Source organism: Variovorax sp. GW823-FHT02B07 (genome assembly GCF_058797695.1).
Window position 1 is genome coordinate 2,306,387 of sequence record NZ_JBXAJX010000001.1, and the last position, 15,605, is coordinate 2,321,991.

General features: G+C 67.7%; 17 protein-coding genes. 9 read left to right on the forward strand and 8 right to left on the reverse strand.

The genetic code is table 11. The features are described from left to right. Nucleotides 1–87 precede the first annotated feature (87 nt). On the forward strand, nucleotides 88–795 hold the full coding sequence (locus AC1RGU_RS10805) for a response regulator (RefSeq protein ID WP_062470253.1): 708 nt from the start codon (nucleotides 88–90) through the stop codon (nucleotides 793–795). A gap of 13 nt (nucleotides 796–808) precedes the next feature. Here AC1RGU_RS10805 and AC1RGU_RS10810 read toward each other — a convergent pair whose 3' ends face one another. The 3 genes from AC1RGU_RS10810 to AC1RGU_RS10820 all read right to left on the reverse strand — a co-directional run bounded on the left by AC1RGU_RS10810 (nucleotide 809) and on the right by AC1RGU_RS10820 (nucleotide 2,234). Further along, nucleotides 809–1,486: a response regulator gene (locus AC1RGU_RS10810; protein ID WP_070060780.1), complete on the reverse strand. Its 678-nt coding sequence runs from the start codon at nucleotides 1,484–1,486 to the stop codon at nucleotides 809–811. Nucleotides 1,487–1,606: 120 nt separating this feature from the next. Next, the gene (locus AC1RGU_RS10815; protein ID WP_492696400.1) at nucleotides 1,607–2,008 is read right to left on the reverse strand and encodes a helix-turn-helix domain-containing protein; all 402 of its coding nucleotides are present in this window, start codon (nucleotides 2,006–2,008) and stop codon (nucleotides 1,607–1,609) included. Nucleotides 2,009–2,081: 73 nt separating this feature from the next. Then, nucleotides 2,082–2,234, reverse strand: a complete 153-nt coding sequence (locus AC1RGU_RS10820; RefSeq protein WP_492696401.1) for a hypothetical protein — start codon at nucleotides 2,232–2,234, stop codon at nucleotides 2,082–2,084. Nucleotides 2,235–2,364: 130 nt separating this feature from the next. Here AC1RGU_RS10820 and AC1RGU_RS10825 point away from each other — a divergent pair, with 130 nt between their 5' ends. Together AC1RGU_RS10825 and AC1RGU_RS10830 are read left to right on the forward strand one after the other, a co-directional pair. Next, nucleotides 2,365–2,685, forward strand: coding sequence for a hypothetical protein (locus AC1RGU_RS10825; RefSeq protein ID WP_492696402.1), 321 nt, complete (start codon nucleotides 2,365–2,367; stop codon nucleotides 2,683–2,685). A gap of 28 nt (nucleotides 2,686–2,713) precedes the next feature. Next, complete coding sequence (locus tag AC1RGU_RS10830; protein ID WP_492696403.1) at nucleotides 2,714–5,737, forward strand: ATP-binding protein; 3,024 nt, start codon at nucleotides 2,714–2,716, stop codon at nucleotides 5,735–5,737. Nucleotides 5,738–5,753: 16 nt separating this feature from the next. Here the strand turns inward: AC1RGU_RS10830 and AC1RGU_RS10835 are convergent, their stop codons facing one another. Beyond that, nucleotides 5,754–6,992: an EAL domain-containing response regulator gene (locus AC1RGU_RS10835; RefSeq protein ID WP_492696404.1), complete on the reverse strand. Its 1,239-nt coding sequence runs from the start codon at nucleotides 6,990–6,992 to the stop codon at nucleotides 5,754–5,756. Between the two features lie 228 nt (nucleotides 6,993–7,220). Between AC1RGU_RS10835 and AC1RGU_RS10840 the strand changes: the two genes are divergently transcribed. Together AC1RGU_RS10840 and AC1RGU_RS10845 are read left to right on the forward strand one after the other, a co-directional pair. Beyond that, on the forward strand, nucleotides 7,221–7,586 hold the full coding sequence (locus AC1RGU_RS10840) for a hypothetical protein (protein ID WP_070060782.1): 366 nt from the start codon (nucleotides 7,221–7,223) through the stop codon (nucleotides 7,584–7,586). 103 nt (nucleotides 7,587–7,689) lie between these two features. Next, the gene (locus AC1RGU_RS10845) at nucleotides 7,690–8,079 is read left to right on the forward strand and encodes a response regulator (protein ID WP_062470237.1); all 390 of its coding nucleotides are present in this window, start codon (nucleotides 7,690–7,692) and stop codon (nucleotides 8,077–8,079) included. A 104-nt stretch (nucleotides 8,080–8,183) separates the two neighbouring features. Here AC1RGU_RS10845 and AC1RGU_RS10850 read toward each other — a convergent pair whose 3' ends face one another. The 4 genes from AC1RGU_RS10850 to AC1RGU_RS10865 all read right to left on the reverse strand — a co-directional run bounded on the left by AC1RGU_RS10850 (nucleotide 8,184) and on the right by AC1RGU_RS10865 (nucleotide 11,953). Next, a complete protein-coding gene (locus AC1RGU_RS10850; RefSeq protein ID WP_062470234.1) occupies nucleotides 8,184–9,389 on the reverse strand; it encodes a branched-chain amino acid ABC transporter substrate-binding protein in 1,206 nt (401 codons plus the stop codon). A gap of 136 nt (nucleotides 9,390–9,525) precedes the next feature. Then, nucleotides 9,526–9,954, reverse strand: a complete 429-nt coding sequence (locus AC1RGU_RS10855) for a hypothetical protein (RefSeq protein ID WP_062470231.1) — start codon at nucleotides 9,952–9,954, stop codon at nucleotides 9,526–9,528. Continuing rightward, nucleotides 9,954–10,397 carry a DNA polymerase III subunit chi gene (locus AC1RGU_RS10860; RefSeq protein ID WP_062470228.1) on the reverse strand — a complete coding sequence of 148 codons (444 nt, stop codon included), beginning with the start codon at nucleotides 10,395–10,397 and terminating at the stop codon, nucleotides 9,954–9,956. The genes AC1RGU_RS10855 and AC1RGU_RS10860 overlap by 1 nt, the downstream gene beginning before the upstream one ends. Then, nucleotides 10,394–11,953, reverse strand: a complete 1,560-nt coding sequence (locus AC1RGU_RS10865) for a leucyl aminopeptidase (RefSeq protein WP_492696405.1) — start codon at nucleotides 11,951–11,953, stop codon at nucleotides 10,394–10,396. Before AC1RGU_RS10865 ends, AC1RGU_RS10860 begins: the two co-directional genes overlap by 4 nt. 21 nt (nucleotides 11,954–11,974) lie before the next feature. On the opposite strand from AC1RGU_RS10865, the gene lptF reads away from it, so the two are divergent. The 4 genes from lptF (at nucleotide 11,975) to AC1RGU_RS10885 (ending at nucleotide 15,596) form a co-directional block, all read left to right on the forward strand. After that, on the forward strand, nucleotides 11,975–13,120 hold the full coding sequence (gene lptF / locus AC1RGU_RS10870) for an LPS export ABC transporter permease LptF (protein WP_062470224.1): 1,146 nt from the start codon (nucleotides 11,975–11,977) through the stop codon (nucleotides 13,118–13,120). Beyond that, complete coding sequence (gene lptG / locus AC1RGU_RS10875; RefSeq protein WP_062470221.1) at nucleotides 13,117–14,223, forward strand: LPS export ABC transporter permease LptG; 1,107 nt, start codon at nucleotides 13,117–13,119, stop codon at nucleotides 14,221–14,223. The genes lptF and lptG overlap by 4 nt, the downstream gene beginning before the upstream one ends. Then, a complete protein-coding gene (locus AC1RGU_RS10880; RefSeq protein WP_492696406.1) occupies nucleotides 14,220–14,591 on the forward strand; it encodes a sirohydrochlorin chelatase in 372 nt (123 codons plus the stop codon). Before lptG ends, AC1RGU_RS10880 begins: the two co-directional genes overlap by 4 nt. A 63-nt stretch (nucleotides 14,592–14,654) precedes the next feature. Further along, nucleotides 14,655–15,596, forward strand: a complete 942-nt coding sequence (locus tag AC1RGU_RS10885; RefSeq protein WP_062470216.1) for a CysB family HTH-type transcriptional regulator — start codon at nucleotides 14,655–14,657, stop codon at nucleotides 15,594–15,596. Nucleotides 15,597–15,605: the final 9 nt, after the last annotated feature.

Consider the following 15,605-nt stretch of genomic DNA (forward strand, 5'->3'; position numbering starts at 1 on the left):
CCGACGCCGGGGGCCGGGCGTTCGACAGCAGCCCTTCCTGCACGCGGCGCGCGCAGGTCCGATCCCTCTGTGTTCCACAGGTCCGCCATGAAGCCATTCAATCTCCGCGTCCTGATCGCGGACGACCATCCCGCCGTTCGCATCGGCATCGAGAGCACGCTGCGCGAAAGCCAGGCGGTCACCGTCGTGGGCGCCGCGCGCGACTCCACCGAGATGATGGAGATGCTCAAGCAGCACGACTGCCAGATCCTAGTGTCCGACTACGCCATGCCCGGCGGCCTGCACGGCGACGGCATCGCGCTGTTCGCGCTGGTGCGCCAGCGCTACCCGCGGCTGAAGATCGTGGTGATGACCATGCTGGACAACCCCGGCATCATCCATTCGCTGCTGGACATCGGCGTGCCCTGCATCCTGAACAAGGCCGACTCGGTGAGCCACCTGCTGCCGGCCGTGCATGCGGCCTACGCGAGCGGACGCTACCTGTCGCCCAGCATGGCGGAGATCGCCGCGCGCACCGCGCCGCACCGCACCGACACCCAGCCGCACGCCATGCTCTCCAAGCGCGAGCTCGAGGTGGTGCGCATGTTCGTGTCGGGCCTCACAGTGACGGAAATTGCCGAGCGGCTGCATCGCAGCAAGAAGACCATCAGCACGCAGAAGGGCTCGGCCATGGCCAAGCTCGGCATCCTGCGCGACATGGACCTCGTGCGCTACGGCATGGAGACGGGGCTCATGAGCACGTCGGCGGCTCCCCCGCCGCCACCGCCGGGCCTGCCGGCGTTGCCCTGGCCCTGAGGCCACACGCGGGTCAGCCTTGCGGCGCGCCCGTCACCGTGGCCGTCAGGCCGTTTTCGAGCGCGTAGCGCAACAGGTCGACATCGCGCTCGATGCCCAGCTTTTCCATCGCCTTGGTCTTTTGCGTGCTGATGGTCTTCTTGCTGCGGTGCAGCTGCTCGGCGATCTCGTTGATCGTGAGCCCCGACGCATACAGCCGCACCACCTCCGACTCGCGCTGGCTCAGCACGCCCGCGGCGTTGCGGCTGCGCACCTCCCAGTCGATGGAGCGCACCACGGCGTCCATGGTCGGCGAGTAGTACGTGCCGCCAGTGCGGGCGGCGTGGATGGCGGGGATGAGGTGCGCCACTGCATCCGATTTGCTCACGATGCAGCGGATGCCGCTGGACACCAGCGAGTGCAGCACCGCCGGGTTGTCGAGCATGGTCATCACCACGATCTGCGTGTCGGGAAAGCGCCGCTTCACCAACTTGAACAGCGGCACGCCGTCGCCGAACTCGCCGGCCGGCATCGCGTAGTCGGACACCAGCACGTCGCACGGCGTGGTCTCCAGCAGCGCCATGAGCCCGGTCGAGTTGGCCGCCTCGCCCACCAGCGTGAGGGTTTCGACCGACGCCAGCTCGTGCCGGACCCCGGCCAGCATGCCGGGATGGTCGTCGGCCAGAACGACGCGGATTTCGAAGCGGTCCATTGCCATTGTTTTTTCCCTTTCGCTTGCCGGCGTGGCCGGCGGACGAGGGTCCGGGCGCAGCGCCGGGGCATCTTACCCGCCGCTCCTGCGCGGGCGGGCCGCGTCGCGCAGGTGAAAGGCTCAGGCGGTTTCAGTGGGTGGTGGCGCCGCGGCAGCGGGCTGCGAAGCGCGTGCGCCCGAAGCCGACAGCATGTCGCCCGGGAAGGCCTGCGCGATGGCCTGGAGCGCCGCGTGCGCGGCTTTCTTGCCGGCATCGTCCGAGGTCCGGTAGGCGCGCAGCAGCGACACCTCCTCGCGGCTCACCGACAGGTCTTCGGTGCAGGTGGGCATGCCGGTCACGACGTAGAGCACGTCGATGCCGATGACGGCCATGGTGGCCAGGTAGGCCGCGTCGGGATGGCGCGCGCCTTTTTCGAAAGCCTCCTGCACGGAGGCATCGACGCCGCCGAGCACCGCGAAGGCGGAGGCGCTCAGGCCGAGCCTGCAGCGCTCCATGGACAGGCGGTGTCCGATCATCCGCATGAGCGCGCTCCCCATGAAGGGTCGAGGCCCCATCCGCCTGCGATCTTGATCAAGGCCAAATGCGACCGCCTGCTCAAAGGAAATTGTCGTTCCGGGCTGTGACCGATGGCTTTTTTGCCAGCACCAAAGTGCCGAACAACGCGCTTCGCCGCGTGCAGCCGGTTGCCAGCACTCCCTTGCCACGCATGAATTCCCACAATTTCTTGATCCACAAGATATTCGTCATCGACGACCTCTAAAAAATATTCAATCCAGCGCCCTTGCACAGGTGCAAAAGAGGCGACAAAGGTAATTTTTCAATCCTATGTTTTCAGCCTCAAAAATCCAATCGGACCCGTCTGAAAATCGCTCACACGGTGCTTGCCTATTGGCAGTTCATCGTGAAGATTGCGCGGCCATTGGCCCTGCCGCTCTTCACTGTCGAATTGCAGGGCAGCCTTGCCGACCCAGCGATCTGTTCGCAGGAGATCTACTCCACCCGAATAGATGATTTATTTCTCATCGACACCTATGACTGCAAAATACAGATGGAAATTTCAGAAACCCTCGCTCATCGGCTCAGCCGAATCCTGAAAAATAAAGGCCTGCATAGGACCAGTCCTATAAACAGAAGCACTCCTGGAATTTACGGAAATTCACGCGCAATTCGCCCTACCATTCCAGTCGATTGTTTTTAATTCGCGTCTTTTTCGCCATTTTTTCGCCATGTCTCCGCCCGCCTTCCCCGCCAGCGCCCCTGCGGCCCCGACGCCTGCCCGGCAGGCCCAGGAGCTGGACCTGCTGCGCCGCTACCAGCACGCCCTGCTTTATGGCGGCGGCGCGCTGCTGTCGCTGCTGATCGTGCTGGCCGCGAGCCTCGTGCTGTACAACGCCACCGCCAATGCGCTCGCGAACCTGCGCGCCACGCTGGCCACGCACAGCGCGCAAATGCAGCTCGACATCGAGGAAAAACAGGCGGCGATGCGCCGCGGCGTGGTGAACGCCGAGCTGCTCTGGAACAGCCAGGCGCCGCCGGGCGCCGGCACGCTGGAAGCTTTCGTGCGCGACGGGGGCCACGTGGTCCTGCAGACCGGAGCGCAGCTGACACCCGCCATCGCCGCCGTCGACCCCACCAGCACCCATGACCTGTACGAGTTCGCGCCCTACCTGGGCATGCTCGAAATGCAGGCCTACAGCGTCACCGCCGTCGCGCAGCTGCGCAATTCGCCGCTGGGCGCCTACGCCTACACCCCCGACCACCGCCTGCTCACGCTGATGCCCGCGCCCGAAGGCGGCCTGCAGGGCGCGCTGGCTCGCACCGGCCTGCCGGACACCGCCGCGCTCATCGCGCGCCTGAGCTACGACATCGGCGACCTCACCGGCGACCCCGCCCTCGCCGCGCAGTGGCGCACGCAGCGGCGCGTCGCCTGGCAGCCGCCGGCGCCCGACCTGCTGGCACCGGGGGCATCGCCCTTCAAGCTGGTGCAGCCCGGGTTCGACGCCCAGGGTCGTCCTTTCATGGTGTTCGTGAGCAACCTGCCCTCGGGCGTGCTGCAGGATCGCCTGCGCCACACGCCGCAAGACACGGCCGCCCTGCTGGTCGACGCGCAGGGCCGGGTGCTGCTCTGGGCCGACCGCACGAGCGACGCCATCGACGGCGCCGCGCTGATGGCCACTGCGCGGGACCACAGCCTGCGCGAGGCCAGCCCCGCCCTGCCGCGCGAAACCTACAGCGCGGGCGTGTTCAGCCTCTCGACGCCGCTGGCCGGCACCGGCTGGTCGCTGGTGTACGCCTACTCGTGGCGCACGGTCTTCGCCACGCTGAAGCCGCAGCTGCTGCGCTACGGCGGCGCCACGCTGGTGGTGCTGGGCACGCTCTGGGGCCTGCTGCTGCTCTTCAGGCGCAAGCTGCTGGAGCCCGCCTATCGCCGCTCGCAGCGGGTGTTCGAGAGCGAGCAGCTCAACCGCGCGATCATCGCGACCTCGTCGTTCGGCGTCTGCCTGATCGCGCTCGACGACGAGCGCGTGCTGCTGCAGAACACCCTGATGGAACACTACGCCGCGGCCACCGCGCCGCCCGAGCCGCTGCACCGCCAGATGGCCGCGCTCTACCGCGAACGCGCTCAAGGCGGCACGCTGCACGACGCCGGCATGCCGCTGGCGCTGAAGAACGGCCAGGCCTGCGAGCTGCTGCTGCAATGCACGCGCACGCGCTACCAAGGCACGGACGCCCTGCTGTGCAGCTTTGCCGACACCACCGAGCGCAACGAACTCGACAAGAAGCGCGAAGAAGCCCGCGAGGCGGCCGAAGCGGCCAACCGCGCCAAGTCAGTGTTCATCGCCACGATGAGCCACGAGATCCGCACGCCGCTGAACGCGGTGCTGGGCAACCTCGAACTGCTCGGCCAAGGCGCGCCGCCTGAGGTGCAGGCCCGGCGCCTGCAGTCGGTGCGCCAGGCCTCGCGCACCCTGCTCGAGATCGTCAACAACATCCTCGACCTGTCGAAGATGGAATCGGGCCACCTCAAGCTCGAAACCACGCGCGTGGGGCTGCCCGAGATCGTGCAGGCTTGCGCGCAGATGTTCGAGCCTTCGGCACACGCCAAGGGGCTGCGGCTCGATTGCGTGGTGCACCCCGGCCTGGCCGCCGGCTACGAGGGCGATCCGACACGCATCCGCCAGATCGTCGTCAACCTGCTGAGCAACGCGATCAAGTTCACGGCCTCGGGCGCGGTGACGCTGGAGGTCGGGCCGCTGTCGCCGGGGCAGGCCTCGCCGGTGGCGATCCGCGTGACCGACACCGGCATGGGCGTGCCGCCCGAGCAGATTCCGCACCTGTTCGACATCTACATGCAGGCCTCGCCCTCGACCGCGCGCGAGTTCGGCGGCTCGGGGCTGGGGCTGTCGATCTGCCAGCGGCTGGCGCGCAAGATGGGCGGCACGATTGCGGTGAGCAGCCAGCCGGGCGCGGGCTCGTGCTTCGCGGTGAGCTTGCCGCTGGTGGCGCTGGCGCCCGAAGTTGTCGCGCCATCGGACACCGGTGCTGGCAGCGCGGCCCTGCCCTTGCGTCCCGTGCGCCTGCTGGTCGTGGACGACCATCCGGCCAACCGCGCCCTCATCAGCGACCAGCTCGATGCGCTCGGCGTCGCCGCCGACGTGGCACCCGACGGCAACGCCGCGCTGGCCCTGTTCGCCGCGCAGCGCTACGACCTCGTGCTGACCGACCTGAACATGCCCGGCATGGACGGCTACACGCTGGCCCGCCGGCTGCGCGAGCGCATGCCGTCGATTCCGCTCGTCGCCATCACGGCGCATCTGGAGCAGGAGGGCTACCAGCAATGCTCGCTGGCGGGCTTCGCGGGGGTGCTGCTCAAGCCGGTGCTGTTGCCGGCGCTGGAGCAGGCGATCCTCAAGACGCTGGGCGCGGCCGCGCCGCCATTGGTGGCCAGCGCCCCGGTCGCGCCTGCGCAAGCGCCCCTGGACGCGCGCCTGCACGACGCGATGGTTTCGTCGCTGGCCTCCTCCGCGCAGCAGGTCCACAAAGCCCTGGCGACCGGTGACCGGCGCGTCATCGGCGACGAGTTGCATGCGGTGCGCGGTGCCTTCGCCATGATCGGCGAGCCGGCCATCGCCGCGATGTGCGGCCGGCTCGGCGTCCTGGTGAAGCAGGAGACGATGGCGGTGATCGCCCCCGATTGGACGGAACTGCAGGCAGCCGCCGAAGCGGTGCTGGCACGGCGCGCCGCCTGAGCGCGCTGGCCGGGACTCAGCAGGCGTCGGGTTGCCGCTGCGCCTGCGGGCGCCCCGCCGCATACCGCAGCAGCGCTGCGTACTGCACGAAGGCCGGCTCGGCCATCGGCGCGGCGTGCTGCGCGCCCTGCGTGAAGTGGCACCCGAGGCTGCGGGCCAGCGCGAGGTCGCGCTCGCCGTCGACGCCCTTCACGAGCAGCGTCGCCTGCTGTTCGCGCGCCATGGCGATCACGCTCGCCAGGATGTGGCGGGCATGCGGGTTCTCGCGCGCCTGTGCCAGCTGGCGCGCGTCGATCTGGAGCTCGCTGAACGGCACCTTGAACCAGCGGCTCAGGGTCGAGTCGCCCTGGCCGAAACGGTCGATGGCGCAGTGGAACCCGCGCAGCCGCAGGTGCGCGACCGCGCCGGCCAGCACCTCGTTGCAGCGCGCGCCGCCGTCTTCCGCGATCTCCAGCACGAGCTGGTCGGCGGCGATGCCGGCGCGTTCGGCCTGCTCGGCCACGCCCTGCGCCCAGGACACCGAGGCGGCCACCGACGCGGGCACGCGCACGCCCAGGCGCAGGCCGTGGTCCTTGTGCATATAGCCGAGCAGTTCGAAAGCGCACTCGAGCATGCGTTGCACCAGCGCGTCGTGCAGGCCGGCCTGCGCAATGGCGGGCAGGAAGTCGGCCGCGGACAGCCAGGTGTCGTCGAGCCGGTACCAGCCCGGCTGCAGTTCGGCGCCGCGCAACACGCCTGTGCGCGCGCAATGCCGGGGCTGGAAGTGGGCGGTGATCTGGCGCGTGGCCAGCGCCTCGCGCAGGAACGCTTCGGTGAAGGCCGGTGTGCCGTTCGCAGGTGGGGCGCTCCCTCGCCGCAGCCCGGCCCGGTGGCGCCGTTCGCGCGCCATGGCCTGCGCCGCCGACGCCATCGTGACCATGGTGCGCGGCTTGGCGATGGCCGAGAGCACGCGCGCGCCGCGGGCCCGGGCATAGTCTTCTGCAGCCTGCAGGATGCGCGGCGGCTGGGCGCTCATGAGCACCAGCGCGGCGGGGCTGCCGGCCTCGACCACGGCATCGATCATCTGCAGGCCCGTGACTTCGGGCGTGTCGATGTCCACCACCAGCAGGTCGTGGCGGCGACGCTGCACCGCTTCGACAAAGCCATGGCCGCTGCGCGTGACGTCCACGCGGGGAATGCCGGCGTGGCGCATGAAGGTGGCCAGCGCGAGGCCGGTGCGTTCGACCTGGTCGATCACGAGTGCGTGTCTGATCATGGCGAGCCTTGGAGGGGGAAGAGGATGTTCTGCATCTTCCCGGGGGCGGCAAAAATCCCCCATCGGCCCAGTCCGAAACTCGCGGCCGATTCCGTAGGACTTCGGCTGGACCCTGTTGCCACGCAGCAACTGTTGCCTATCCTGAGCAAGGCCGCGTCTGGCGGTACGATGCGCGGAATCGAATCGATCGACATTCCACCCCACTTCGCCTGCCGCAAAGGAGCCTCGATGGCCGGACCTTCCCCCACCTTGACGCGCGGCACCACCTCGCTGGACAAGACCCTGAAAAAGAGCGAACAGGTGGCCGCCGATGTGCAGCGCGCCTCGGACAACCTCGCCGTCGTGAGCACCGTGCTGGAACAGGAACTGCCGGACGAGGTCCAGGTCGGCGAGGTGGCGCAGGCCATCGAGCACACCAGCCAGCTCGAGGAAAAACTCGCCCAGTCGGCCGAGAAACTGGCCGAAGTGAATGCGGCGCTGAGCGAGGAAATCGAGAAGCGCCTCGAAGTGACCGCCGAGCGCGACGAGAGCCAGGCGCTGGCCGAGCAGCTCAAGGCGCGCATCCGCACCCAGGCGACGTCGGACAAGCGCTGATCGCCGTTGTTTCCGCACGGTTTGCGTGCGTCGTTCTCCCTTCTCCTACGCGGAGACCGCTTGCGCCACGCTACGCTATTGGTTCACACATCAAAACCGCGGCATGGCCCTCATCACGTTCCTCGTCGAGGACAACAAGACCATCAGGGACAACCTGGTCCCGGCCCTCGAGGACCTCGTCAACGGCCATGTCGTCGGCTATGCCGAAACCGAATCGGGCGCCCTCGCCTGGCTCGCTGCCCACCCCGATGCCTGGCAGCTGCTCATCGTCGACCTGTTCCTCAAGGAAGGCTCCGGCCTCGGTGTGCTGTCGGGCTGCCGCGAACGCGGCCCGCACCAGCGCGTCGTGGTGCTGAGCAACTACGTCACCCCCGACATCCGCACGCGCTGCCAGGCACTGGGCGCCGACGCGGTGTTCGACAAGTCGCGCGACCTGGACGCCTTCATCGAGTACTGCAACGCGGACCGTCCCTCGGGCCTGGCCGCGCTCTGAAGGCAGACCCGCGCAACGGCTGCGCGCACCCCTGAATGAAAAAAGGGCCCGAGGGCCCTTTTGTCATGGAACGACCCGGTGAAGGGTCGTTGGCTGCAATGCGATCAGCGCACCACGGCGATCTGCGTGCGCACACCACCCTTGTAGGTGAAGAGCGTCAGGGCGCCGTTCTTGATGTCGCCCTTTTCGTCGAAGGCGATCGGGCCGGTCACGCCCTTGTATTGCACCTTGCCGACTTCAGCCAGGTACTTTTCCGGGTCGGACGAGCCGGCCTTGGCCATGGCTTCGGCCAGCACGTTGACCGCGTCGTACACGTACGGTGCGTAGATCTGCACTTCGACGCCGTTCTTGGTCTTGAACTTGGCCTTGAAGTCTTCCAGCGGCTGCTTGAAGTCGCCGTCGACACCGCCGGCTTCGGCGCAGACCACCATGTCTTCACCGATGGCGTCGCCTGCCAGCTTCGGCAGTTCGCCGGTGCACAGGCCGTCGCCGCCCATGAACTTGACGTTCAGGCCGAGCTGCTTGACCTGCTTGAGCATCGGGCCGCCCACGGCGTCCATGCCGCCGAAGAACAGCACGTCGGGCTTGGCAGCCTTCAGCTTGGTCAGGATGGCGTTGAAGTCGGTCGACTTGTCGGTCGTGAACTCGTGGCCCACGATGGTCGCGCCGGCGGCCTTGGCAGCCTTCTCGAACTCTTCGGCAACGCCCTGGCCGTAGGCCGTGCGGTCGTCGATCACGGCAATGTTCTTGCCCTTGAGCGTTTCGACGGCGTACTTGCCGAGCGTGCCGCCCAGCTGCGTGTCGTCAGCCACCACGCGGAACGTGGTCTTGAAGCCCTGGCGGGTGTACTTGGGGTTGGTGGCCGACGGCGAGACCTGCGGAATGCCGGCGTCGCTGTACAGCTTGGAAGCGGGGATCGTGGTGCCCGAGTTCAGGTGACCGACGATGCCGTTGACCTTTTCATCGACCAGCTTCTGGGCGACGGCGGTGCCTTGCTTCGGATCGCCAGCGTCGTCTTCGGGAACCAGCACGAACTTGGCAACCTTGTCGCCGATCTTGAAGCCCTTTGCATTCAGGTCTTCGATGGCCATCTTGGCACCGAGCTCGTTGTCCTTGCCGAGGTGGGCAATGGGACCGCTGGTCGGGCCGACGTGGCCGATCTTGACGACCAGGGCATCAGCAGGAGGCGCAGCAGGGGCCGGAGCCGCAGCCGTGGGTGCCGGTGCCGCCGGAGCAGCAGCTTCTTCCTTCTTGCCGCAAGCCACGAGCGTGAGTGCAGCCAGTGCGACCGCAGTCCATTTCAATTGCATGAGAACCTCCAGAACTTGGATGAAAAGATATAAAAACCGGTCGTTCGATCCGGGCGTTCAGACCTCGCAAGTTTCGCGCCGCAGACCAGCGGCACCCTCACGCCATTCCGACCTGCGGCGCAGTTTAGCCGAGGATTTATGCGCCGGAAGTTGGCGTAGACCCTGTGTTTTCCCCTGTGTTTTCACAGAGTTCAGCGGCCATGGATTCGATGACGAGCGCGCGCAGCACGGCCTCGATTTCGCCGCGCAGACGCGGCACCATTTCGTCGAGCTGATGCTGAACGGCAGCTGACACGGCGTCGCTCAATCGCTCCTCCAGCGACAGGTCGACCCGCTGCAGCACGCGGTGCAGCAATTGCTCTTCGAGGCTGACGATTTCGGCCGGCGTGAGCGACACCGACGGCGGCAACGCCACGGCGCTCGCAGGGTCCGGCGGCGGGGGCTGCGACACCGGTGCACCCGTAGGGCGCACCGCCTCGGCGACCGGCACGGGCTCGGCCGGAATCTCGAGCACGGTCGTCAGCGTGGGGACGAACCGGGGCGGCGTGCGCAGCGTGCTGGCCATCAGGAAGCGCTCCTTGCGAAATCGTGCGGCTGGATCGTGTAGCCCCGGTCGGCATAGTGGCGCCAGCGGGTGCGGCCGACCTGCCGATCGTTGGCCTCGTCGCTCACGATGTCGATCATGCGTTCGAAGCGCTCGAAGCCGGCCGGCACTTCGAGGCCGAGGTTGACCAGCATCTCGCGGTGCGGCAGCGAGGCCGCGTCCCCGCCTTCGGCGCACAGGATGACGGGTGAGCGCGCCACCACATGGGCCGGCGCATCGGCGCGGCAGTGCGCGACGAAGTCGACCGGCGAGAGCTGCCAGAGCGCGGCATCGACCGTGTCGAGCGCGCGCGCATCGCCCACCACCACCACGCGCAGGCCGCGTGTGTTCACGGCCTTGCGAACCAGCCGGCAAGCGTAGGTGAGCTTGTCGGGCGCGTTGTAGTGAAAGCCGATGTCGGTCACTGCGCGGACCGGGCCTTTCGGGCCGGCTTGGCCGGGGCCTTGGGCGACGCGGCCTTCTTAACAGGCTTGGCAGCCTTGCCGGCCTTCGGCGCGACGGCCGCGGCGTTGCTGCTGCCCGCGCGGTTCGTCAGGTACGACACCAGCAGGCCGACGGGCCGGCCGGTCGAGCCCTTGGCCGCCCCGCTCTTCCAGGCCGTGCCTGCGATGTCCAGGTGTGCCCAGGCGTAGTCGGCCGTGAAGCGCTGCAGGAACTTGGCCGCGGTGATCGCGCCGCCGGCACGCCCGGCGATGTTGGCCACGTCGGCGAAGTTGCTCTTGAGGCCTTCGGCGTAGTCGTCGTCCAGCGGCAGGCGCCAGCAGCGGTCTTGCGAGGCCTCGCCGGCCGATTCGAGCGCGGAGGCCAGCGACTCGTCGCTCGCGAACAGGCCGCTGCGCACGCCGCCCAAAGCCACCACGCAGGCGCCTGTGAGCGTCGCGATGTCGATCACGGCGGCGGGGTCGAAGCGCTTGGCGTATGTGAGCGCGTCGCACAGGATGAGACGGCCTTCGGCGTCGGTGTTCAGGATCTCGATGGTCTGCCCGCTCATGCTGGTGACCACGTCGCCGGGCTTGACGGCCTTGCCGTCGTTCATGTTCTCGCACGAAGGAATCAGGCCGACCACGTTGATCGCCGGCTGGATCGCGCCCAGCGCGCGGAAGGTGCCGAGCACGCTGGCCGCGCCGCACATGTCGAACTTCATCTCGTCCATCTCGGCCGCGGGCTTGAGCGAGACGCCGCCGGTGTCGAAGGTGATGCCCTTGCCGACGAGCACCACGGGTGCTTCGTCTTTCGCGCCGCCCTGGTAGCGCAGCACGATGAAGCGCAGCGGTTCGGCCGAGCCCTGGGCCACGGCGGCGAACGCGCCCATGCCGAGCTTGTCGACTTCCTTCGGGCCCAGCACTTCGCACTTGATGCGCGGCAGCTTCGCCAGCCCCTTGGCGGCTTCGGCCAGCAGCGTGGGCGTGGCATGGTTGGCGGGACGGTTGCCCCACTCCTTGGCCAGTTCGATGCCGGCGACCGTGGCGCGGGCGTCGTCGAAGGCCTTCGTGACGGCACCGGCGACGGCCTCGGGCACGGCCAGCGTCAGGTGGCGGATGCTGCGCGGCTCGGCCTTCGACTTGGTCGTGGTGTAGACATAGCTGGCATCGGCCGCGGCCGTGACGGCGGCAGCCACCGCGGCGGCGTCGGCCGGCTGCGCGAAGACGATCACGACGCGCTTGGGGCCATTGGCCTTGGCGGCGGCAACCGCCGCACTCACGGCGCTGCGCACCGAAGCGGCCTTGCCGTCGCCGATGGCGGCCAGCAGCACGCGCGAGGGCACCACGGTCTCGGGGCGGTACAGCGCGAGCAGCTTGCCGGCCTTGTCGGGCAGGTCGCCGGCCTTGCGGGCGCTGGCGGCGAGCACGGAAACGGGGTCTTTGGCGGTGGGGAGAGCGCTGCCGACGAGCACGATGAGGAGGTCGGATTTCTCGGCGGCGGCCTGGGCGACGGTGAGGGTCTTGAGTTGAAAGTCCATAATCCTTTTTTTCCTCGAACGATGTTATTCCATTCTTCCCTACGCAAGGAGCTGTCGCGCAGCTTCGGAGCGACCCTCGTCGTCCTGGTCACCATCGTGATGACCATGATGCTCATCCGTACGCTCGGGCTGGCGTCCAAGGGCAGCGTGAACCCGCAGGAGGTTTTCCTCGTGATGGCGTACACGGTGCTCGGCTACATGCCGACCATCCTGAGCCTGAGCCTGTTCATCGCCATCGTCGGCACGCTCTCGCGCATGTACCGCGACAGCGAAATGGTGATCTGGTTCTCCAGCGGGCGCGGCCTGGCCGATTTCGTCCAGCCGCTGTTCCGATTCGCCTGGCCGGTGCTGCTGCTCATCGCGGCCATGGCGCTGGTGGGCTGGCCCTGGGCCAACTCGCAGACCATCGGCATGCGCCAGCAGTACGAGCAGCGCAGCGACATCGAGCGCGTCACGCCCGGTGAGTTCCGCGAGTCCTCGGGCCGGCTGCGCGTGTTCTTCATCGACAAGGACACGCCCGACGGCGCCACCGCCACCAACGTGTTCATCTGGGCCGTCGAGCGCGGCCTGCAGATCACCACCTCGGCGCGCAGCGGCCGCATCGAGGACATCGACAACCACCGCTTCCTGCTGCTGAGCAACGGCCAGCGCCTGGAGCGCCCGCTGTTCACAGAATCGGGCCTGAAGATCAGCGAGTTCAAGACCTACGGCACGCGCGCCGGCGGCAGCTCGAACGCCACCGGCGACAGCACGCCCACGCGCGCCCGTTCCACGCTCTCGCTGCTGCGCGACCGCAGCGATGCCAGCCTGGGCGAGCTGGGCTGGCGCTTCGGCATGCTGCTGGCCGCCATTAACTTCGTGCTGCTGGCGTTGACGGTGTCCAGCGTCAACCCGCGCGTGGGACGCAGCGGCAACCTGGTGTTCGCGCTGTTCGCCTTCGTCGTCTACTACAACCTGCTGAACCTCGGCCAGAGCTGGATCAGCTCGGGCCGCTACGGCATGGGGTCCTTCATGCTGCTGCTGCACGGCGGCGTCTTCCTCTTCGCCACGGCCTGGCTCACGCTGCGCAACAACAACTGGTCGGCGCGCCGCCAGGCCCGCGCCAGCGCCGCCACGGCCGGCGCCCTGCCGGCCGTACCGCCTTCCCGGATCGACCCGACCTCGTGAAAACCATCCGCCGACTGATCTACGTCGAGGCACTGAAGGCCGTGGCCTTCGTGACGCTCGGCTTTCTGAGCCTGTTCTTCTTCTTCGACTTCGTCGACGAGTTGCAGTCCGTGGGCAAGCCCGAAAGCCTGGCCTACGGCCCGGTGCAGGCGCTGATCTACGTGCTGCTGCTGGTGCCCAGCCACCTGTACGAGCTGCTGCCGATCACGGTGCTGATCGGCTGCATCTTCGTGATGGCGCGCCTAGCGCAAAGCTCCGAGTACACCATCCTGCGTACCAGCGGCCTGGGCCCGTGGCGCGCGCTGCGCACGCTGCTGCTGCTGGGGCTGGGCTTCGTGGTGCTCACCTTTGCCATCGGCGACTACATCGCGCCGCTGTCGGGACGCACCGGCCAGCTGCTCAAGTCGCGCTACCAGGGCACCTACTCGCTGGTGGGCAACACCGGCGCCTGGCTGAAGGAAAAGCGCGGCGACACGTCGTACGCGGTCAACGTGCTGTCGATTTCGCGCGACGGCTCGCTGCAGAACACGCGCATCTTCGAGTTCGACGGCAACGGCTACGTGAGCAAGCAGCTCATGGCCAAGTCGGCCCGCATCCTCGACGAGAAGTGGGTGCTCTCCGAGGTCGAGCAGCAGGACTACGAAACCCGCACCGCCGACAAGGCCCGCATCACGACCACCCACGTCGAGAAGATGGACTGGCCCACCTCGCTCACCGCCGAAATGGTCTCGGTCGCCCTGCTGCGGCCCGATCGCATGAGCACCATCGACCTGTTCGACTACATCCGGCACCTGAACGCCAACGGCCAGACCGCGCAGCGCTACGAGATCGAGTTCTGGCGCAAGGTGTTCTACCCGCTGTCGTGCCTGGTGATGGTGGTGCTCGCCCTGCCCTTCGCCTACCTGCACTTCCGCCAGGCCGGCATCACGACCTACGTGTTCGGCGGCGTGATGATCGGCATCAGCTTCTTCCTGCTGAACAACGTGTTCGGCTACCTGGGCAACCTGAGCAACTGGTCGCCCTGGCTCACGGCGGCGGCGCCGGGGTTGATCTATTCGGTGCTGTCTCTCACAGCCTTCAGCTGGCTGGTCCTGAGGCGATGACCACGCAGGCGCCGGGCACGGTGCTGCTCGCGCACGGCTCGCGCGACGCGCGCTGGCGCGAGCCCATCGAGGCGGTCGCCGCCCGCATGCGCGAAGACGACCCCACGGTGCGCGTCAGCTGCGCCTACATGGAACTGGCCGCCCCCGACCTGCCCACGGCCGCCGCAGCCCTGATCGCCGACGGCGCCACCGCGGTGCATGTGGTGCCGCTGTTCCTGGGCATGGGCAAGCACGCCCGCGAAGACCTGCCGCTGCAGTTGGACGCCCTGCGCCAGCGCTGGCCCGACGTGGCCTTCTCGCTGGCCCCGATCGTGGGCGAATCGCCCGAACTGGTCGCTTTGCTGGCCCGGATTGCCATCAAATCCTGAAGTCCCGGTCATTTTTATAGACTTCAAAGGCATAATGAATTCCGCAATAAGACGGAATTTGATATGAATCTGCACCAATTCAAGTTTGTTCAGGAAGCCGTGCGGCGCAACCTGAACCTCACCGAGGCGGCCAAGGCGCTCCACACCTCGCAGCCCGGCGTCTCCAAGGCGATCATCGAACTCGAGGAAGAGCTCGGCGTCGAGATCTTCGCCCGCCACGGCAAGCGCCTGAAGCGCATCACCGAACCCGGCCAGCACGTCATCGCCAGCATCGAACTCATCATGCGCGAGGTGGGCAACCTCAAGCGCATCGGCGAACAGTTCAGTGCGCAGGACAGCGGCACCCTCTCCATCGCCACCACCCACACCCAGGCGCGCTATGTGCTGCCGGTGCCCGTGGCCAACCTGCGCGAGGCCTACCCGAAGGTCAACGTGAGCCTGCACCAGGGCTCGCCCGACCAGGTGGCGCGCATGGTGATCGACGAGATCGCCGAGATCGGCATCGCCACCGAATCGCTCGACGGCTATGCCGAGCTGGTCACGCTGCCCTGCTACGAGTGGCAGCATGTGCTGGTGCTGCCCAAGGACCACCCGCTGGCGGCCAAGGAGCGCGTGTCGCTCGAAGACCTCGCGAGCGAGCCGATCATCACGTACCACCCGTCGTTCACCGGCCGCACGCGCATCGACCACGCCTTCGCGCAGAAGAAGCTCACGCCGCGCATCGCGCTCGAAGCCATCGATTCCGACGTGATCAAGACCTACGTGCGCCTGGGCCTGGGCGTGGGCATCGTGGCCGAGATGGCGGTGCGCGACGAGTCGAACGCCGACCTCGTGGTGCGCCCGATGGGCCATGTGTTCGGCCAGAACATCGCGCGCGTCGCCTTCAAGCGCAGCGCCTACCTGCGCAACTTCGTCTTCAAGTTCGCCGAGCTGCTCTCCGACCGCCTCGACCGCAACCTGATCGCGAAGGCCCTGAGCGGCCACCAACAAGACTACGAACTCTGACCTTTCGCT